The following is a 20365-nucleotide window of genomic DNA, read 5'->3' on the forward strand; positions in this document are numbered from 1 at the left end:
ACACTTGGGTTTGCCAATTTGTGGTTGCTCCGCAGTCTGCGTTTATAACTACCGCTCTCATACTTTTATCCGGGGAAAATAGTTCTTCATATTCATCAAATGAGCAACCACTTGCCATTAAAAATCCGAGCAACCAAATAGGGGTAAGGATAATTAGCCCTCCCCAAAATATAGTGGCACCAGCGTTCCAAAAAAATCTAAAAAACTTTCTCAATGTTGACCATTCCTTAGGTTGCTAACGCCCGAAACAGCGGAAAGCGCGAGCGCATTTGGGCGAAGCCCAGCGAGTGCTTTTCCGGTGCTTTTGTTTGTTATGAGGTGATGACAAAATACCGACCTTAAAAAGTTTATAGATGTAATAACACCCTATTTGCCTTTTAAAAACAACTGCAATGTTTGCAGCGGTAATTTGGAAACAACGAACAATGCCAATTTAACAAAATGTGGCCGCAAGCTGTACCACACGTTTTAAACACCAAGCATTGATATTAAAGCGATTAAACTTGCCGTAATACTAACTGTAACCAGGCTGATATTGCCAAAAAACTCTATTTGAAAAATGAAAGAATTGCACGGCCTAAACCACCAGAAAACTTAGCTCACCAAGTTCAGTTTAAACGACTACAAAATTTAAGTCTTTTACCTCATAACGCCCCAATATGCCGACGAAACGAGCGCAGCGAGTTGAGGTCGGAATAATTGGTTTGTTATATGGCATTACGATTTAACCACCTGCTCGATAATACTGGTACTACAAAACCGCCGGAGAACAATAATAAAAATGCAAAAAAAGTAGCGTTAAACACCAAGGGTACACAAGAAATTAAAACATAGACTAAGACGAATGTTAACTTCCACTTTTTTTTACCTGCACCATTCACAAACCAAACTAATAAGATTATGAAAGATAGAATTGATACTGGAATTACAAATATCAAACCCTCATTCATATTAGATCACCTATATTCAACATTTGCCATATAACGCTCCGCATAAATGGCGGATAACAGTTGGCTAAACTTAGCAAAGAATGAGCGCCAGCCAACTGTTAGGCGTCCACTTTAATGCGCTTGTTATGTTTTGCTTTCCCGAATAATCTGAATGAAAAGAGGTATGAATAAAACAAGATAAAAAGCGATACCAAAAATATATTCATCGTCATTAATTAAAGGAAATTCAGCTACCTGTAATATCTCTAAAATAGCAAACCAAACATAAAATATTACAGACAACCAAAGAACCACTTTGTCTCTGAAGTATAAAAACGCTGAATAAGAAAATATTAAAGCCAGCACCAACAGAGTTCTTCCTTCAGTGAGAAAAAACAATAAAACTATAAAATATGCTAACTCTAAAACTTTATTCATAAAACATAACAATATTCTTAGTTAGAAAAATTCCTTGAAATAACACCGAAATTTTCCTTAATTATTTATTGTTACTTTTTTAGCATAGTAGGTAACTCCCTGTACAGTATAAAAATATAGGCAAACTAAATAATGATATTTGATTGGAATCTGGAAATTTTCTTGAAATCCGCTGTTATCTGGAAAAAAGCACTATTTTGTAATTAATCCATTATTGAGATTGATTGTTTTCCAGTTGAGGATGATTTTTAACGTTGTTTTCACTTAATAAGTAAAATTGATGCTTCGGCAAAGCAATACAATGATTTTTCTTCGCAGTGAAAAATAATTCCCTTTATACTTTCTCAAATTAAACGCTTATGTCATATTTAGATCAGGTGATAGTGAGTCCCCTCTAAAAACGAGTCATATTAATTAATTGGGTGGTGAACGGCTTCAATGAAAACGCCTCTTGGGTCTTATCAATTTCGTGTTGAAGGCAACGTTGTTTATCAAACGTTTACCGGTATGTTTAGTGGCAGTACAGCTCAGGCATATTTGAGTGAAACGAGAAAAATGATTAGCCAATTTGATGGTAAACCCTTTTGTAATCTTATCGATATTCGCGCTATGGAGGGCCTTACTCCTGAGGGATATGAAATGATCGATAAATTTAATCAATGGGTGAATACCCAAAATTTGGCAGCCAAAGCGATCGTAGTTTCAAACGACGTTGTGGGAAAAATAGTGTCTGAAAGAGTACCTGAATTAAAAAAACAGAACTTAAGATATTTCCATGATTTTAACGAAGCTGTGAAGTGGATTAAACAGATAAAATAGACTTTCCAAATTAGATAATTACAAACCTAAGCAACCTCTATCTATCAAAAAACACGCTTATAAACACTAAACCGATTTATTTCAGATTCAGCTTACTTTCAAGCGCACCAAACCAGCAAAAACAGCATTTTATGCGCCTTATACTTTAGGCTAAATTGGCATTATTTATGTTTATTTTGTCGTCAACTTGACTATTATTCACCTATTCAAGGAATAATTTAACCCGTTTGCAACCTGGGCTATGCAAACTTAATCAAGAGGAAAATGATTATGAAAACGCCTTATGGTTCTTACAACCTGTATATCGACGGCAACATTGCATTTATGCGTTTCGTGGGAATGTTTAATGCTGCAACTACAACCCATCTTGCACAGGAGGCGCGAGAGTTGCTTGAACAGTTTGGCAATAAAGATTTTCTAATCTTTGCAGATATGCTGCAGTTAGAAGGTGCAACTCCTGAGGCTTACACTATTATTGATGAGTTTAATCAGTGGTTAAACACCCGTAATATGATAGGCAAAGCCTTACTCATAGAAAACAAGATTATCGCACAAATCGCTAGGCACAGAGTCAAATCTTTCAAACATCAAAATATTCAATATTTCAGCAATAAAGATGAAGCGTTAATGTGGTTTGAGGAAATCCAAAAACAACAAATAGCGAGTTAGCATTTTATTCGAATGAGTTATTTAGGTCTTAACATTTCAAATTTTTGTGCTTCATCTACTGAAAAATAGTCTCCTACCCCACCGCCGCGCATAATGGGTTGATTAAAGGCGGTTTGGTAAACACCATCGACAATTGCCGACTTTTCAATATGCACCGCAACGACTTCACCTAAAACTAAAAAGGTCTCACAGAGGCTGTTATCTGCGGTTTTTAATTGAATAACCTGTGTCGTTTTACATTCCATAACCACTGGTGATTTGGCTACGTGTGGGGGGCTGATAATAGTTGATTTTCGCTTTTGTAAACCTGCCAATTCAAACTCATCGCCATCAACCATAGCACTCGTTTGGTTCATTTCTTCGGCTAACGTAGCGCTAACCAAATTCCAACAAAATTCACCGCTGCGTTGCGCATTTCTTGCACTGTCTTTATAACCGATGCTAGAAAAACCGATAATCGGTGGTGTGTAATTAAATGCGTTAAAAAAGCTATATGGCGCTAGGTTAGCAGAACCATCTTGATTGACTGTAGATATCCAACCAATTGGTCTTGGAGCGATAATGGCATTGAATGGATCATGTTTTAACGGATGACCATCTTTGGGCTGATAAAAATGATAGTTATTCGACATATTCCCCCCTGCAAAAGCCTAAACTTGACTCACGTTAATGCTTGTTTTGCGCTACTACCTTTTTTTGAGTTGAGCTATCGGACTGGTTAAATTAATCAACCAACCCGTAGTTGTCTTTGAGCACGTCAATAATTTCTTGTTTAGGATTATCGCTAAGGTGTAATTGCTTACCGGTAATTTTTTCAGCTATATTCACGTAGGTTTGAGATAAATCCATAAGCGCTTGTTGCGGAAGTAGATTATTTTGCGCTAACGCGAACCGCTCGGTCATTCTGTCTTTGTTAAGCAAAATGTCAGGCTCAGGAAAATACTGCAATAGCATTTGTCTAAAGCCCTCTTTAGAATTCTCAATTACCTGTGAATTGCGATATGCAGGACCATCCCAAATACGTGACGAATCGGGAGTCCCCACTTCATCCATGTATATTAGCTTGTCGTTACCTTGTCTGTCTTTGACATAACCAAACTCGAATTTTGTATCAACAAATATTTGATCAATTTCAGCCAACGCCGAAGAGATAACATCAAAACCTTGCTTTAACAGCTTTTCGTACAAATCCACATCGCTTAATTGTTTAAAATTAAAACGGGTAAAATGCTCAACAATAGACTGCCTTGTTATGTTGGCATCATCTGCTTCTTGTACACCAGGAATCCCTTTCAGAACACCTTTCGTTGACGGCGTGATAAGCAATTCAGGTAATTTACTATCTTTTTCAAGACCTTCAGGTAATTTGATACCACAAAAGTCACGGTCACCTTTACTATATGCTCGCCACATAGAGCCGGTGATGTACTGTCGTCCAATTGCTTCAATTAGAACTGGTTTGGCTTTCTGTACTATCCAAACTAGTGGATGAGGAACATCAAGAATGTGGCTGTCTGCTAAACCCTGTTGTTTAAATAAATCAAACCAATGATTAGATATCGCATTTAACGCTGCACCTTTGCCAGGTACCCCGTCTAAACCACCTTCAGCGCGCCAGACACAATCAAACGCAGAAATACGGTCACTGATAACCATCACTGCTAAAGGCGTGTCTTCTGCCACATCATAATTGTGTTGCTGAATCAGCCGACGACTGTCTTGTTCAGTCAACCAATATACCGAGCGAACCTTTCCGCTATGAACGGGAGCATGGGTTCGAATCGGTAAGTCATCATTTACCGCTAAAACCGTGTTGGCTAAACTCATTTGTTGCAAATTCCAATTAAATGCTAGTTGTTTCGATTAAATATCTAAGTTCTCTGTGCCCATCGCTTCTTTAAACGCGGGGAACAAATCAGTCACTTTTTTGACTTCAAAGGGTTCACTTTCTTCACTCAATAAGGTAAATGACGTTTTCGGACCTTGTTTCTTAACTTGGATACGGTAGTCGGTTTTTTCTAAATCAAGCTGACCATCACTCTTAGAGAATAAGTTATCCCACCAAGAACTCTCAGCTCCGCCGTAATTTACAAACAGCAACCCAGTCGATTTATCTAAATCTTTCACGTTAAAGCCCAGTTTACGGAGCACTAACAATAGACGGGGCCAAACCAAATCATATTGACCATCAACTACATAAGCAGGATTGCCATCTGGGTTGAATCCCATTTCCAGACCAAACCCACTACGAATTTGACGAATTCTCTTTACATCTTCCAAGCGCACTTGCTTTTCGTAATGACTAATAACTTGGTTTAATATTTCTACTTCGTTACGGCGAGATTGTTCGAAGTTGATATCGGCAATAACATCATCACCAATGGTTTCTAGGTAATCACGTAATTGTACTTTCAGTTTTGCCGTTCGACCATGAGGTTTAATATCAAGGTTGAATTCAAAGCGTCGACCAATACTCCGCTCTGTCGTCGTCCAATTAAACCAGCCATTATCTTTATCAGGCTCAATAATCATCCAATCGGTTACTAATATTTGTGCTTCTTTGTCAAAATTCACGACACCGATATCCCGATCATCTAAAAAGCTGATAACCGAATTCCAAATCGTAGTATCTAAGGCTTCTGAATCATCAATTTGATCAAACCAAACCGTCGCTTCTTTTAAACCTTCTTCTACATGTGAGCCAGACACTAAAGGCAGGACTAAAGAAGGTGATGTCACCGTAACTTTATCTCCAACCAACTCTTTAGGGGCATTTTCTCCTATTGGAGGTATGTCATAATCACTCTTTAAATAGGGTGTATCTACGTCACTGGGTACTTTATACGGTACTTTTTCTTCAGCTTCTACGTAATCATAATTACCATTGGCACGTTGCCTTTCTTCAAGGCTAGTGCAACCGCTTAACGCGCCTACACCTAGACATACTGCTAACATTGTCAATCGAGCCATGCTTTTTTCCTTAGTGTATTTTCTAACCATTAATGTGAATGCCTGTTGCACGCATGACTTCTTCGATATCTTTTTTGGATTGGAGTTCCGGAAGAATTAATGGTAATCGTAAAAAAGCACTGTCTATCAAGCCCATTTTGTATAAAGCCCACTTAGGCAACACTGGGTTGGGCTCTATGAATAACGCCTCGTGTAAGGCTGCAATCGATTGATTAATTCTTTTTGCTTGTTCAAAATCTTGAGCTGCCGCAGATTCACACATTTTAGCCATTTCCGCCGGCACTATATTGGCCGTTACTGAAATCACACCGTGACCACCGTTGCATAAAAATTCACAACTACTTAAGTCGTCACCGCTAAGTAACAAAAAGTCTTCAGGTACTACAGCTTGGGTTTCTTTTAAACGTTGCATATCGCCAGTCGCATCTTTTAAACCTACGATATTTTTGTGTTTTGCTAATATCGCAACCGTTTCAGGAAGCATATCCGCGACCGTCCTGCCCGGCACATTATATAGCAGAACCGGTAAATCGGTGGCATCCGCTATAGCTTCGAAATGCGCAACCATGCCTTTTTGTTGTGGTTTATTGTAATAAGGCACCACACTCAAAAAACCGGCGATACCGGTATTGGCCAACTGTTTACTTAAGAAAATAGCCTCAGAGGTAGAATTCGCACCACTGCCCGCAATTACTGGGATAGCATTATTTGCATATTCAACCGTCTTTTTCACCACTTCGATGTGTTCTTCAAAGGGTAAAGTTGCTGATTCGCCAGTTGTGCCTACAGACACTAAACCATGAGTACCATTTTCAATATGAAACTCAACTAGCTTTTTAAGGCCAACATAATCTACGTCCCCGTTTTGGTCCATCGGGGTCACAAGCGCTACAAAACTACCTTTAAACATGTTTTCTCCACAAAAATGAGCGCCTAATGGTAATGATCAAGCCCGCTAAAAACAAGCACATAATCAATAAAATAGTAATGCCCTATTTTGTTTACCGACAAGATTCGCAGGGTTGGATTTTCTGCTGCTAAATTAGTTCCTTATCAATAAACTTAAATAGTTGTTTTTTAATAGCTTAAAAATTCCTTTATAATGCGCCCATCGTTTTTACTTTGAATTAATTTTAATTAATGAAACAACAACTCATCGTTACCATTATGGGCGGCAATAATGTGGGAATTTTAAGTGAAATTTCCAATACCGTTAGCGCCACAGGTTGCAATATATTGGATAGTCGGCAAGCTATTTATGGCGAAGACTTTTCCCTAACTATGATTCTGGAAGGTTCGCAATTAGAAATCACCAAGGCTGAGCTGAAAATACCACAAACCTGCCAGAGCCATGATCTCCTGTCTATGATGAAACGTACAAAGCGCCACAGTAAGCAAAACTTGGAGCATCTCATCGACGTGCAAATCAGCGGCGACGATATACCTGGCGTGATTCATAAGGTTTCAACCCTGTTAACCAGTTTCGATGCTGCTATTAGTGCATTGCGTCAACACACTTTTACCGACCAAGATAGCCAAAAAGAAAAGATGAAAGTTAAATTTGTAGCTAGTATGCCTCTTGAAGGTGATATGGTCGGGCTCACTAAACAATTCAATGAGCTACTGGATAGCTTAAATTTGCAAGGCAAAATCAGCGAAAACCATTAATTTGGACAAATTGATAAATTCGTAGATGCCAATAGATTGTTAAACATAACTCAACTGATTAGGATTTTTCCATGAATCGACTTAAAGCTGGCGACAAAGCCCCGCTATTTACCTTACAAGACCAAAATGATAATCCCGTCTCATTAGCCGATTTTAAAGGTAAAAATGTTTTAGTGTATTTTTACCCGAAAGCAATGACCCCAGGCTGCACTGTGCAAGCACAAGGTTTACGAGATTCAAAAGCACAATTAGACAAACTTAATGTGGTTACCTTAGGCATTAGCCCAGATGCACAAAAACGTTTGCCTAAATTTGCCGACAAAGAACAACTAAACTTCACATTATTGTCAGACGAAGATCATGCTGTGGCAAATCAGTTTGGCGTGTGGGGACCAAAAAAGTTTATGGGTAAAGAATACGACGGTATCCACCGCATCTCGTTTTTGATCGACCCCCAAGGTGTTGTCTCCCATGTATTTGATAAATTCAAAACCAAAGACCACCACCAAGTCGTATTAGACTATTTAAGCAACAACTAATACGCACAAACGCTAAACACGAAAAAGGGAGCATATTAGCTCCCTTTTGTGTGTTTAAAGCCTACCTTAAGTTCCGCTTTCAGGGGTATAAGTTACACTGGGTGACCACGCATTTATCACCGCTTTAACCAGTGTTGCCAAGGGAATCGCAAAAAACACGCCCCAGAAGCCCCACAGACCACCGAAAAACAGTACGGCAACGATAATATATATAGGATGTAGACTGACCGCTTCTGAAAATAAGATCGGCACTAACACATTGCCATCTAACGCTTGGATGATGCCATAGGCAATCATTAGATACCAAAAGTCGGGAGTAATACCCCATTGAAATAACGCCACTATGGCGATGGGCAAAGTAACCACTGCCGCACCTATGTATGGGATTAACACAGAAAATCCAACTAACACCCCTAACAGCACAGCATAGCGCAAATCCATAAACGCAAATGTCACCGATGAAACCGCACCAACAATGATAATTTCAATTACTTTTCCACGAATATAATTGGCAATTTGCAAGTTCATTTCTGAGCTCACTTGTTTGATCAAGCGTCGCTCGTTTGGCAATATCCGCAACAGATTCGCAATCAATACGTCCTTATCTTTGAGCATAAAGAACAACATCAACGGCACCAAAATCAAATAGATTAGAATTGCGCCTAAATCTGCCAACGAGCTAAATGAAGCTGAAATAAGTGTTTCACCAACTTGTACAATCTTTTGATTGATCTCCTGCAACACATTTTGAATATGGTAAATTTGGATGAAATTGGGGTACAGATCCGGCAAAGTTAACAGCCACTCTTGACCTTTATTCCAGATTTGCGGGGTTTCCTTAATCAAATTCACACTTTGTTGAGTAATAACGGGCACTAAACCAATAAAGGTTAAAATACAAACCGCAATAAACACCAACACAATAATCACGGTGGCATAGACCCGGCTTAATCCCAACTTCATTAACTGCATCAAAGGCCAATCAAGTAAATATGCAATAACAGCTGCAACAATGACTGGCATCAAAATATCGCCCCAAATTGCGAACAATACCGATACAAAGATCAATAGCATTAACAGCATAAGAGAATCCGGATCCGAAAACTTACGCTTATACCAGCGATCTAACATCTCAAACATGTGATTTCCTGCCTATTTTTACTTCTGTGGGGTTGTTTCCTGAACACTACAATGACTGTAATGCAACTTGCTGTGAGGTTCGTTTTATAACTGCATAATAATTTACACTATATTTGCACGATTAATAATTAAATTTAAGTGAAATTAGAATTTAAGATATCTGCTCCTATATACATAGTGTAATGATATATTACCGATAGATTTACACAATATTGACGTAAAAAACTGAACTTATTTGCCTATAGCTGTTTCAAACAGACGCATTAACCCATACATTTAGAGTGGATAGAAAAATTTGAGAGAAGTTAGTTTGAAAAATATGACCAAGAGTCTTTTTATAGCAGTAGCTTCTGCAGTCTTCGCTTTTTCATCAACTTCAGCGATAGCGCAGGTAAGCGACCAACACCAACGTAACGCTTTACCTGAAATAGGTGTGGTGGCGTCGGATGCCATCAGCATTGACAAAGAAATCCAAATTGGTGACATATTAATGCGCCAACTTCGAGGTCAAGCCCCGCTGTTGAGCGATCCCTTATTAGACGAATACCTGCAAGATTTGGGAAACCGTTTGGTTGTGCAAGCTGATAACGTAAAATTTCCGTTCAAATTTTTTCTAATTAATAGTGCCGATATCAATGCATTTGCATTTTTTGGTGGTCACATAGGTGTGCACACTGGGTTAATTTTCAATTCAGACAACGAAAGTGAATTGGCATCAGTACTAGCCCACGAAATTGCCCACGTTACCCAACGTCATATTGCTCGTAAGATGCAGTCTCAACAAAAATCCTCGCCCCTTCAGTTAGCCTCAATATTTGGTAGTGTATTGTTGGCCTTAGCAAACCCTGAAGCGGGCATGGCAGCATTAAGTGCAACCAACGCCGCTGCCCAACAAGCGTCGATTAACTATACACGTTCTAACGAGCGCGAAGCTGACCGAATTGGCATTCAAGTGCTCGCACAAAGTGGTTACGATCCCAATGCGGCAGCCACATTTTTTGGAAAGTTAGCGGAAAAGTATCGCCTTCAATCCACTCCATTCGCTTATTTGATGACTCACCCATTGCCTCAATCTCGTATTGCAGATGCCCGCAGTAGAGCCAGTTCATATAACGTTAGACAGGTTCCCGAAAGACTCAGTTTTCATTTAGCCAAAGCCAGAATCGTGGCTCGCTATTATGGAAATCCGAAAGACAATATTACTGGTTTCAAAGACATCATTGATAAGCAAAAGTATGTGTTCAAACAATCCGCCTTGTATGGATTAGCATTGTCGTATTTTGAAAATGAACAATATGCCGAAGCGCAGAATATCGTGCAGCAACTGATTCAGAGCGATCCAGATAATCTTTTCTACTTGGATATTGCCGCCGACTTATCTATCGCGCAAAAGGATTATGAACCTGCTATTGTGATGCTATCAGAACAGGCAAAACACACCCCTCATAATAGTGTGATTGCATTGAATTTAGCCAATATACTGGTTAAAAAAGGTGATATCAAACGAGCTACTAGCTTATTAAAAGACTTCTTATTGGTTAATCCGAATAATCTGTTGGCCCTGCAGTTACTCACAGATGCTTACCTTGAAAATCGTCAGATGCTAGAGATGCATCAAAGTAAAGCGGAAGTATTTGCATTAGTTGGAGCTTATCCTAGAGCCATAGATGAGCTGCACAGTGCATATAATTTTGCCGGTGACCGACAATTAGAGAAACAACGAATTAGAGCCAGAATCGATCAAATTAGAGAGCAAATAGACAAGATTAAAGCCCTTTAACTTGACGCTAAGCTGTGTCGCTGACGCAGTTGAGTGATAATATTCTGTAAACTAGCATTATTTTGTTCACCTTGTAGCTGCTTAATTAGTGCACCGTCAGGGCCAATAATAAAGGTAGTAGGTAGGGAATTCGGCTTATGAAAAACGGCATTTTCTGGCAATCCGGATATAACCCTAAAATCAATTTGATACTTCTGTTTTAACTCTTGTAACTCAGGATCACCTAAATTATCAAAGTTAACCGCCAGCAACGACACATCGGGTTGCTCCTTCGCAAAAGATTCAAACTGATTTAATTCAGGGAGCTCTTTCAGGCAAGGGGCGCACCATTCTGCAAAATAATTCACGACTAAATACTGTCCTTTAAAATCTTGCCATTGGTAACTTTGCCCTTCCACAGTAGTAAAATCAGATTTGAGGCTCAACGACAAGTAAAAACCAGCTATAGCCGCAGCTAAACCGCAACTCACGAAGATTAACTTTTTAAACATAAACTTTGCGCTACCCTATACTTCTAATTCGTCTCAACATGAAATTATTAGAACAAATCCAAATAACATTTGTTGCCGTTGTGCATTAACCTTTAGAATACTGCAATTTAATTGGCAATGAAAAGTAATCATATTATGCAAAACTTACGAATTTATCATAATCCTCGCTGTAGCAAGAGTCGTCAAACATTAGAGTTGTTAACCGAAAAAGGTTATCAGCCGGAAATAATTGAATATTTAAAGACGCCATTAACGGTTTCGCAAATCGAACAACTCATGGAGCAATTGAATATCGATGATCCACGAAAAATGATGCGCGTGAAAGAAAAAGACTACACGGATAATAATCTCGGTGAAGACAGTGTTACCAAAGCCCAGTTAATCGCGGCAATGGCCACCTACCCTAAGCTTATTGAGCGTCCTATTGTGGTGAATAACACACAAGCTAAAATCGGACGACCACCAGAAGCTGTGCTGGAAATTCTCTAGTGGGTCCCATTTTAGTTTTGTATTATAGCCTGCATGGCGCTACCCGAAATTTAGCCAATAAAATAGCCTTAGGTGCTCAGATGCAAGGCGCTGATGTGATAGTGCGCACTGTGCCTAAGGTAGCCACAGGCATAGATTTTAGCCAGCAGGCCGTCCCTGAATCAGGTGATCCTTATGTGAGCTTGGACGAACTTGCGAACTGCAGTGGTTTAGCTCTCGGCAGCCCGACTCGTTTTGGCAATATGAGTAGTGCTATGAAACACTTTTGGGACTCAACCTCTTCATTGTGGTTGTCAGCCAATCTAAATGGTAAGCCAGGATGTGTGTTTACCTCCTCTAGCAGTATGCACGGTGGGCAAGAGTCTACATTATTAACCATGATGATCCCGTTATTGCATCACGGCATGCTAATAAGTGGTCTGCCCTATTCTGAACCCGAGTTACATTCCACCGTAACCGGCGGAACTCCCTATGGCGTGACCCACGTTAGTTTGCAAAACAAATCGATATTAAGTCAAGACGAACAATCACTGTGCATTGCACAGGGAAAACGACTTGCCATGTTAGCGCAAAAACTAGGACAAAAATGAAAATTCCAACCAGTATTTATCGAAAATTAGCCTTAGTAAGTTACCTATTGTTGTTAATATGGGTTCCAATCTGGCATCTCTTGTTGGCGAACCCCACAGGCAGAAGTGAACAATTTGAAATTTTTCTAACCTTTGTTTGGACCATCCCATTGTTGTTACCAATGTCGGGGATTTTAAGGGGCAAACCTTATACCCATGCGTGGGCCAATTTTATTGTCATGTTTTATATCATGCATGGCCTCACCAGCTTTTACGCGGTAGAAAATGAACGTTATTATGCGTTAATCGAGATTGTTTTAAGTGTTGGAATGTTTATTGGTTGCAGCTTTTATGCACGTCTTAGAGGTAAAGAATTAGGATTAAGCATTCCAAAATTGAAAGATGAAATGGCTAAAGAAAAAGCCACATTCGGAAAATAAACCGCTTAGCACTTGATGTTTACAGAGAAGTGGTTAGTGGTTTAAAAGTGATTAATGATTTAGTTGCTAATTGGCCAAGATAAACTGAACAATTAAAGTTCAAGCACTTGTTTAATGAAGGGAATACTAATTTTACGTTTTTCTTGAATGCCTTGAAACTGCAATTCATCTAGGGCAGCGACAAGGCTATGCATATCTCGTTTAGCATGACTGATCAGAAATTGCAGTGATTCACGGGAGATACTGATCCCGCGCTGCTTGGCCTTAATATTTAAGGCTTCGCACGCATCTTGATCGTCTAGTGGCGCTAAACTAAAGCTAATTCCCCAAGCTAAACGTGAGACCAAATCAGCTAACTCAAATTGCAGTTGTTTAGGTCCACGATCACAGCTCACCACAAGTTTACAGTGTTGGGTTTCACGAATACGATTAATTAAATCGAACAACGCTCTTTGCCAATCTTCACTGTGCTGAATATGTTGAATGTTATCTATGCACAACAACTGAATGTTTTCCATTCCATCTAAAATAGTATGGGGATAGCGAAGAGAGGCATCTAATGCCAAATAAAAGTGGGATTTTTGTTGTTGTGCTGCATTGTGTGACATCGCCACTAACAAATGACTTTTCCCCGTACCCGCAGCCCCTGAAATATAGGTCAGAAAAGGCAATTCAGTGGAGTCGTTTTGTTCAACAAGCAAACCGCAATGTTGATAAATTAACGAATTACTGCCAACGACCAAAGAGTCGAATGTCTGTTCGTCAGGCAAATCAACATCTAAAGAAATTTGTTTTGGTAACTGATCGCCAACCAAATTAAGGTCTCCAAAAATAGGGTTTATTGACTACATGTTGGCTAAAATCATCCATTGGACTTTGCATTCTGTTGTCTAACCTAAACGCTTCGTCAAGATTTTCTTTGGCACCAAATAACTCTAACTCAAAAGTAGAGAAACTACCTTGCTGTTCAATCAATCTAACGTCGATAACCACTGATAAGTTGTTTAAAAAGTTGAGAACTTCCATATAAGTAGTTAGAGATGAAATATTGCCGATTACAATTTCCGTTTTGTTTTCAACTGAGTTCCCAGCCACAGCTTCAATAGCATATTTAGCAGCTAGCTCATCGGCCACCATATCAATCGCTTTTTGCATTGCAAGTTCAGGGGAACTAGCTTCCACTTCACCAGAATCAAATGCTCCTCGTCGAGTTATTATCCATTCGAGAACCCAAACGTCGAGTTTTTTAGGTTCTGGTTGTATTTCAGGATCACCTTCAAACTGATTAACAACGGGCTGCTCATCGCGATAGAATAAACGCCCTGACATCACATATTCGGTGTCATAACGCTCACTGGCTTGGACTAAATTTTGGGTATAGCTCGACCAAACATCGTAAACACTTACCTGTTGGATATCCGTTAAATCCATCACCGGAAAAGCAACTTCTATTCCCCGACGTTGAGCTGTTTCTTTTGCCATCTCTATCAAGTTTTGATGAATGCTGTCTGTCAATAATTTACGGGAATTCGTGCCTTTTTCTTCAATCGCTATCCATGCAAGTGTTTGCGGTCGATGCTTACCCCAAATGGAAAATCCTGTTGAACGTAGAACACTTTCCACTTTATTGACATCAAATTCAGCTTTATAAAGTAAGCCTTCAGGTGTTGATTCATAAGCGTACGACAACAAAATATTTTGTGCATTGTTTAAATACGATTTAATTTCTTGATCATTTAATAACGCGCGATTGCCGCTAACTTTAACCAATACTTCTGCTAGGGCCTGCTTAACCGCCTTTTTCTGCGCATTCGTAGATTGGTCTGAAACCACAACAGACGCATTGTACAAACCCTCGACAACAGCGGCGTTTACCCAATTAAGTTGGGCGACCATTAACAATGTTAAAAACAGCAGACAACGCATTAGTATTAAACACTCTTGAAAATTCAAAGCGGTATTGTCATAGATCTAAATTAAAATTTCACCATTTGTTTAAAGCTTGTTTGCCTTTACCGTACGTTTTTCAAGCGATTTGGCAATATTTATCAGATAAAAATAACCTCTTGATTGACGATGTTTACTGTCTAGATAGAAAATACCTCGATTTACAGTACCTTTTCTTTTGTCATACTGATAAAATCCGCAAAAATTTTTTACTGAGGAATATTGTGAGCGATTCTAACCCATCTCTGAGCTATAAAGACGCAGGCGTCGATATTGATGCAGGAAATCAACTGGTAGAACGAATCAAGTCCGTGACCAAAAAAACTCACCGCCCAGAAGTGAAAGGCGGCTTGGGAGGTTTCGGTGCATTGTGCTCAATTCCTCAAAAGTATCGTTCTCCTTTACTCGTATCAGGCACCGATGGTGTAGGTACCAAATTAAGACTAGCGATGGATCTTAAACGTCATTTTGGTATCGGCATCGATTTGGTTGCTATGTGCGTTAACGATTTGATTGTTCAAGGTGCAGAGCCATTATTCTTTTTAGACTATTACGCAACCGGTAAGCTTGATGTAGATACGGCTACCGAAGTGGTCAGCGGCATAGGTGCAGGTTGCGAATTATCTGGCTGTGCACTGATTGGTGGCGAAACCGCTGAAATGCCTGGCATGTACCACGGTAACGATTACGATGTGGCTGGTTTTTGTGTAGGTGTTGTTGAAGCCGATCAAGTAATCGACGGTAGTAAAGTTGCTCCTGGCGATGCAATCATTGCCCTTGCCTCTTCAGGTCCTCATTCAAATGGCTATTCTTTAGTCAGAAAAGTACTGGAAGTCAGTGGTACAGATCCAGAAACCCCCTTTGCAGACAGTACTATTGCTGATCACTTGCTCGAACCCACACGGATTTACGTTAAATCTGTCTTAGCTTTGTTAGAAAAGCACAGTGTTCATGCTATTTCTCATATCACCGGTGGTGGTTTCTGGGAAAACATTCCTCGGGTATTACCTGACAATGCAAAAGCAGTAGTTCAGCGCAACAGTTGGACAAGACCTGCCATTTTTGATTGGCTTCAAGAAAATGGAAATATCACCGACCACGAAATGTTCCGAACTTTTAACTGTGGTGTTGGTCTGATGATTGTATTACCACAAGCAGAAGCGCAAGCAGCGGTAAATTACCTAAATGAACTGGGCGAAAATGCTTGGGTACTAGGTGAAATCGCTGAATGCGGTGAGCAACAAGAACAAGTTGAGATTGTTTAATTGAGTCGTTCAGCAAAATCAATCGTTGTATTAGTCTCCGGTAATGGTTCTAATTTACAGGCCATTATCGACTATTTCAGTGACAAAACTGATTTAGCAAAAGTCACAGCGGTTATTTCCAATGAACCCTCTGCGTTTGGCTTACAACGAGCAGAAAATGCCGGAATCGATGCACTTTGTGTTAATCACCGAGAGTTTGACAGCCGTGTTGAATATGACCAAGCTTTAAAAGCAGCAATAGATAAATACTCACCTGACTTAGTGGTACTCGCTGGCTTTATGCGTATTTTAACCGAACAATTTGTAACTAGCTTCAGTGGCAGGATGATCAATATCCACCCTTCTTTGTTACCTAAATACAAAGGTTTAAATACCCATCAAAAAGCCATTGATGCAAAAGACTTGGAACATGGTGCATCCGTGCACTTCGTGACACCAGAACTTGATGGTGGTCCTGTGATTATTCAATCCAAAGTACCAGTTTTTGAGCATGATACAGCTGCTGAATTAGCCGAAAGGGTCCAGCAACAAGAGCGAAATATATATCCACTTGTTGTAGACTGGTTTTGTAAGCAGCGATTAATGATGATCAACAATAAGGCAGTATTAGATGGACAGGAACTTCCACAAAACGGATATGCGACTGATTAAATGCTTGTTATGGGGAATAGTATTATTCTGCCTCAACTTGGGTGCTAGCGTACACGCTGCCGAATTAACCGAATTTGATGCCCATTACAAAGCATTTCGTTTTGGTAAAGAACTAGGTACCGCGAACTTAAAACTTGAGTCTCTTGGTCGTCAACGTTTTCGCTTATCTTATCAGTCTAAGGTTTCAATGTTCTTTTTATCCGATAAACGCACAGAAGTGAGTTTATTTAGCTTTAATGACGATAACATTATTCCCTTCAAATACAGTTACGAACGCACCGGTTTCGGTTCTGACAAAAGTTTAGTCGCTCAATTTGATCGGCAAAAAAACTCCATCAAAATCAATAATGAATCCAGCGTACAGTGGCATGATGAATTCGATAACCAACTTTACCGGTTAGACATACAACTGCAGCTTGCTGCCGGTAAAAAAGAATTACAGTACAATCTGCTGAACTATCGCGGCGAATTAAAACAATACAATTTAGTTGTGATGTCAACTGAGCAGCTTTCTCTTCCTTATGGTTTACTAGAAGGTGTTAAAGTTAAAATAGTCCGTCCTAATTCCACTCGCGAAACCTACGCATGGTTTGCGCCATCACTCGGCTATCAATTAGTGAGATTGAAGCAATTTAAGGATGGCGAAGAACAAGGCGACATCCAGCTTTCTGCTTTTACAACAGCTGCGGCAAGTAACTAACATCCATTTCCTTAGCAATAACGTACAAGAAACGTGATAAATAGCATTCAATTACTTTTGAATGCTTATTTTTCACTCAAGGAAACCCTCTAAATAGCAAATTAGCCTTGAAAACATCAGTAATATAGCCATGCTTATAATTAGCTATAAGATGAATGCATTTGATCTCCATCAAAAACAGGCATATTTTTACTTCTTGGTCAGAAAAAGGTCTTTAGAATGAATATTATATTGTGGTTAGTCACCGTTATCGGTGCTGTAGGCGTAGTCAGTTTTCTCCGATTGAGGTTACTTAACGCCTGTGTAATTGTTGGCTTAGTGTTGCTACTTGCAACTACCTTTGGATATGTTGGCTTTTTCACTTGGTTAGTGTTTTTAGGCATTGCGATTCCGTTGAATATGGAATCAGTTAGAAAGCAATACATGACACAGCCAATGCTCGATATGTATCGTAAAATCATGCCTGAAATGTCCACTACTGAAAAAGAAGCAATTGATGCCGGTACTGTTTGGTGGGACGGTGAAATCTTCAGTGGTAATCCTGATTGGAGAAAATTGCATGCCATTCCAAAAGCAGTTTTAAGTGCGGAAGAGCAAGCATTTTTAGATGGGCCTGTTGAAGAAGCCTGTCGTATGGTTGATGACTGGGAAGTGCACCATACTCGGGCCGATTTATCGCCTGAAACTTGGCAGTTTCTTAAAGACAACAAATTCTTCGCCATGATCATCAAAAAGAAATACGGTGGTTTGGAATTTTCCGCCTATGCGCAATCCAGAGTATTACAAAAGTTATCAGGTTGTAATGCGGTTTTGGCTACTACCGTTGGTGTACCCAACTCTTTAGGTCCTGGCGAACTGTTACAACACTATGGTACCACTGAACAACAAGATCACTACTTACCGCGTCTCGCTACTGGGGAAGAAATACCTTGTTTTGCGTTAACCGGTAGAGAAGCAGGCTCAGATGCAGGCGCTATTCCAGATACTGGTGTAGTGTGCAAAGGCACTTGGCAAGGCGAAGAAATCATTGGTATGAAGCTTACCTTTGATAAACGCTATATTACCTTAGCTCCCGTCGCCACCGTAATTGGCTTAGCTTTCAAGATGACAGATCCAGAAGGTCTGTTGGGTGGTGAGTCAGATTTAGGAATTACCTGTGCCTTAATCCCGCGCGATACAAAGGGGTTAGAAATTGGTAATCGACACTTTCCTTTAAATATCCCATTCCAAAATGGGCCTTTGAAAGGCACCGACATCTTCGTTCCACTAGACTATATAATTGGTGGTGCAGAAATGGCTGGCCAAGGCTGGCGTATGTTGGTTGAGTGTTTATCGGTGGGACGTTGTATCACCCTGCCCTCAACAGCTGCCGGTGCTACAAAATCAATTGCCCTAGCAACGGGCGCTTACGCGCGAATTCGTCGCCAATTCAAAATTCCTGTGGGTAAAATGGAGGGCATCGAAGAAATGCTTGGTCGTATCGGCTCAAACGCATATATGATGGATGCTGTAACAAGTCTATCCACAAAAGGTGTCGATTTAGGCGAAAAACCCTCTGTCATTTCAGCGATTTGTAAGTATCACTTAACCGAAAATATCCGTTCAGTAGTAAACGATTCCATGGATGTTCACGGCGGCAAAGGCATAATGCTTGGTCCAAATAATTATTTGGGTAGAGCTTATCAAGGAACACCTATTTCAATTACCGTTGAAGGTGCAAACATTTTGACCCGTAACATGATGATTTATGGCCAAGGCGCAATACGCTGCCATCCATTTGTGTTAAAAGAAATGTATGCCGCAGGTAAAGAAGATGAAAGTGAAGCCTTAGCAGAATTTGATCATGCAGTGTTTGGTCATATTGGTTTTGCAATGAGTAACTTCTTCAGAAGTTGGTGGTATTCGTTAACAGGAGCAATCACGGCCGATGCGCCTTTTGATGATGAAACCAGTAAATACTACAAAGCAATGAAGCGCTACAGTGCCAATATGGCATTATTATCAGATGTTGCAATGGCTGTTCTTGGCGGTGAGTTAAAACGCAAAGAAAGACTTTCAGCGCGCTTAGGGGATATTTTAAGCTATCTTTACTTAGCATCAGCTACCCTTAAAAAGTTTGATGACCAAGGTCGTCAAAAAGAAGACTTAGTGCTGTTACACCGGGCAATGCAAGACAGTCTTTATTCATTGGAAACGGCTATTGATGAGTTATTGCATAACTTCCCCAATAAAGTTTTAGGTTATTTCTTGCGGGCGATTATTATGCCGTTTGGTAAGAGCTTCACCAAACCTGGTGATGAATTGGATCATAAAATTGCCACCCTTTTACAAACCCCAGGTGAGGCCCGTAATCGTTTAGCTGAAGGTCAATACCTAGGTCGTGACGAAGGCAATCCTATGGGTAAATTGGAGCAAATTTTAGATGACATTTTAGCCGCTGAACCACTGTATGACAAAGTGTGTAAAGCTGCAGATGAGCGCTATCCATTTACGCAGCTAAATGAAGTAGGCAAAAAAGGATTGGAATTGGGCGTGCTAACCGAAGAAGAGTCTGAATTAATGGCACGGGCTGAACAAGGCAGATTAGATACTATCAACGTTGACGATTTTGCACCTGAAGAGCTAATGGCTGATAAAACCCTACTCAAACCTAAAAGAAAGCCCCGCAGCAAGGCAAGCTAAAGCACTTTTTAGCAACTAGAAAAGCTGTCTAGAACTAGAAAAGCTGTCTAGAACTGAAAATATGCCTAGAACTAAAAATCCCACTTACTAAGTGGGGTTTTTTTGTCAGCTTAAAACCTACAAACCTGCGTTCATCCTCGCGCTAACAAATTAACCAGATTAAAACTCCCCCATTGCTA

General features: G+C 39.9%; 21 protein-coding genes and 1 pseudogene. 12 read left to right on the forward strand and 10 right to left on the reverse strand.

The genetic code is table 11. The features are described from left to right. Both Q4567_RS15120 and Q4567_RS15125 read right to left on the reverse strand, forming a co-directional pair. A pseudogene (locus tag Q4567_RS15120) lies at positions 1-214 on the reverse strand (hypothetical protein); the annotation flags it as partial. An 859-nt stretch (positions 215-1073) separates the two neighbouring features. Next, complete coding sequence (locus Q4567_RS15125) at positions 1074-1367, reverse strand: hypothetical protein (protein ID WP_216048744.1); 294 nt, start codon at positions 1365-1367, stop codon at positions 1074-1076. A 438-nt stretch (positions 1368-1805) separates the two neighbouring features. Between Q4567_RS15125 and Q4567_RS15130 the strand changes: the two genes are divergently transcribed. Continuing rightward, complete coding sequence (locus Q4567_RS15130; RefSeq protein ID WP_216047437.1) at positions 1806-2186, forward strand: hypothetical protein; 381 nt, start codon at positions 1806-1808, stop codon at positions 2184-2186. 270 nt (positions 2187-2456) lie between these two features. Further along, positions 2457-2855 carry a hypothetical protein gene (locus tag Q4567_RS15135; RefSeq protein WP_216047438.1) on the forward strand — a complete coding sequence of 133 codons (399 nt, stop codon included), beginning with the start codon at positions 2457-2459 and terminating at the stop codon, positions 2853-2855. 17 nt (positions 2856-2872) lie between these two features. On the opposite strand, the gene Q4567_RS15140 is transcribed toward Q4567_RS15135, so the two are convergent. From Q4567_RS15140 to dapA, 4 genes are all read right to left on the reverse strand, one after another. Further along, a complete protein-coding gene (locus Q4567_RS15140; protein WP_216047439.1) occupies positions 2873-3487 on the reverse strand; it encodes a flavin reductase family protein in 615 nt (204 codons plus the stop codon). 91 nt (positions 3488-3578) lie between these two features. Then, on the reverse strand, positions 3579-4682 hold the full coding sequence (locus tag Q4567_RS15145) for a phosphoribosylaminoimidazolesuccinocarboxamide synthase (protein WP_303500933.1): 1104 nt from the start codon (positions 4680-4682) through the stop codon (positions 3579-3581). A 36-nt stretch (positions 4683-4718) separates the two neighbouring features. Beyond that, positions 4719-5825 (reverse strand): outer membrane protein assembly factor BamC, encoded by a 1107-nt coding sequence (bamC, locus tag Q4567_RS15150; RefSeq protein ID WP_303500934.1) that lies wholly within the window; start codon positions 5823-5825, stop codon positions 4719-4721. A gap of 22 nt (positions 5826-5847) precedes the next feature. Further along, a complete protein-coding gene (gene dapA / locus Q4567_RS15155) occupies positions 5848-6735 on the reverse strand; it encodes a 4-hydroxy-tetrahydrodipicolinate synthase (RefSeq protein ID WP_216047442.1) in 888 nt (295 codons plus the stop codon). A gap of 230 nt (positions 6736-6965) precedes the next feature. Here dapA and Q4567_RS15160 point away from each other — a divergent pair, with 230 nt between their 5' ends. Next, the gene (locus Q4567_RS15160) at positions 6966-7493 is read left to right on the forward strand and encodes a glycine cleavage system protein R (protein ID WP_216047443.1); all 528 of its coding nucleotides are present in this window, start codon (positions 6966-6968) and stop codon (positions 7491-7493) included. Between the two features lie 71 nt (positions 7494-7564). Next, the gene (gene bcp, locus Q4567_RS15165) at positions 7565-8032 is read left to right on the forward strand and encodes a thioredoxin-dependent thiol peroxidase (protein ID WP_303500935.1); all 468 of its coding nucleotides are present in this window, start codon (positions 7565-7567) and stop codon (positions 8030-8032) included. 66 nt (positions 8033-8098) lie between these two features. Here the strand turns inward: bcp and Q4567_RS15170 are convergent, their stop codons facing one another. Continuing rightward, positions 8099-9172 carry an AI-2E family transporter gene (locus Q4567_RS15170; protein WP_216047445.1) on the reverse strand — a complete coding sequence of 358 codons (1074 nt, stop codon included), beginning with the start codon at positions 9170-9172 and terminating at the stop codon, positions 8099-8101. A gap of 319 nt (positions 9173-9491) precedes the next feature. Between Q4567_RS15170 and Q4567_RS15175 the strand changes: the two genes are divergently transcribed. Then, on the forward strand, positions 9492-10952 hold the full coding sequence (locus tag Q4567_RS15175) for a M48 family metalloprotease (RefSeq protein WP_303500992.1): 1461 nt from the start codon (positions 9492-9494) through the stop codon (positions 10950-10952). Here Q4567_RS15175 and Q4567_RS15180 read toward each other — a convergent pair. Next, positions 10949-11443, reverse strand: a complete 495-nt coding sequence (locus Q4567_RS15180; RefSeq protein WP_216047446.1) for a TlpA disulfide reductase family protein — start codon at positions 11441-11443, stop codon at positions 10949-10951. The two genes, Q4567_RS15175 and Q4567_RS15180, sit on opposite strands and share 4 nt — an antisense overlap. Before the next feature lie 135 nt (positions 11444-11578). Between Q4567_RS15180 and arsC the strand changes: the two genes are divergently transcribed. From arsC to Q4567_RS15195, 3 genes are read left to right on the forward strand one after another with little or no spacing between them, the layout of a single operon-like run. Further along, positions 11579-11932 (forward strand): arsenate reductase (glutaredoxin), encoded by a 354-nt coding sequence (arsC, locus tag Q4567_RS15185; protein WP_216047447.1) that lies wholly within the window; start codon positions 11579-11581, stop codon positions 11930-11932. Further along, positions 11932-12522 carry an NAD(P)H:quinone oxidoreductase gene (gene wrbA, locus Q4567_RS15190; RefSeq protein WP_216047448.1) on the forward strand — a complete coding sequence of 197 codons (591 nt, stop codon included), beginning with the start codon at positions 11932-11934 and terminating at the stop codon, positions 12520-12522. The genes arsC and wrbA overlap by 1 nt, the downstream gene beginning before the upstream one ends. Further along, positions 12519-12941, forward strand: coding sequence for a DUF2069 domain-containing protein (locus tag Q4567_RS15195; RefSeq protein WP_216047449.1), 423 nt, complete (start codon positions 12519-12521; stop codon positions 12939-12941). The genes wrbA and Q4567_RS15195 overlap by 4 nt, the downstream gene beginning before the upstream one ends. Positions 12942-13033: 92 nt before the next feature. Here Q4567_RS15195 and hda read toward each other — a convergent pair whose 3' ends face one another. Further along, the gene (gene hda / locus Q4567_RS15200) at positions 13034-13756 is read right to left on the reverse strand and encodes a DnaA regulatory inactivator Hda (RefSeq protein ID WP_216047450.1); all 723 of its coding nucleotides are present in this window, start codon (positions 13754-13756) and stop codon (positions 13034-13036) included. A 1-nt stretch (position 13757) separates the two neighbouring features. Continuing rightward, positions 13758-14867 carry a DUF2066 domain-containing protein gene (locus Q4567_RS15205; protein ID WP_216047451.1) on the reverse strand — a complete coding sequence of 370 codons (1110 nt, stop codon included), beginning with the start codon at positions 14865-14867 and terminating at the stop codon, positions 13758-13760. A 245-nt stretch (positions 14868-15112) separates the two neighbouring features. Between Q4567_RS15205 and purM the strand changes: the two genes are divergently transcribed. The 4 genes from purM (at position 15113) to fadE (ending at position 20186) form a co-directional block, all read left to right on the forward strand. Beyond that, positions 15113-16153 (forward strand): phosphoribosylformylglycinamidine cyclo-ligase, encoded by a 1041-nt coding sequence (gene purM / locus Q4567_RS15210; RefSeq protein WP_216047452.1) that lies wholly within the window; start codon positions 15113-15115, stop codon positions 16151-16153. Next, the gene (gene purN / locus Q4567_RS15215; RefSeq protein WP_216047453.1) at positions 16154-16804 is read left to right on the forward strand and encodes a phosphoribosylglycinamide formyltransferase; all 651 of its coding nucleotides are present in this window, start codon (positions 16154-16156) and stop codon (positions 16802-16804) included. Beyond that, positions 16764-17504 carry a DUF3108 domain-containing protein gene (locus Q4567_RS15220; RefSeq protein ID WP_252728898.1) on the forward strand — a complete coding sequence of 247 codons (741 nt, stop codon included), beginning with the start codon at positions 16764-16766 and terminating at the stop codon, positions 17502-17504. Before purN ends, Q4567_RS15220 begins: the two co-directional genes overlap by 41 nt. Before the next feature lie 219 nt (positions 17505-17723). Further along, a complete protein-coding gene (gene fadE, locus Q4567_RS15225; RefSeq protein ID WP_303500939.1) occupies positions 17724-20186 on the forward strand; it encodes an acyl-CoA dehydrogenase FadE in 2463 nt (820 codons plus the stop codon). Positions 20187-20365 lie beyond the last annotated feature (179 nt).

The organism is Aliiglaciecola sp. 2_MG-2023, from assembly GCF_030548145.1.
GTDB lineage: Bacteria > Pseudomonadota > Gammaproteobacteria > Enterobacterales > Alteromonadaceae > Aliiglaciecola > Aliiglaciecola lipolytica_A.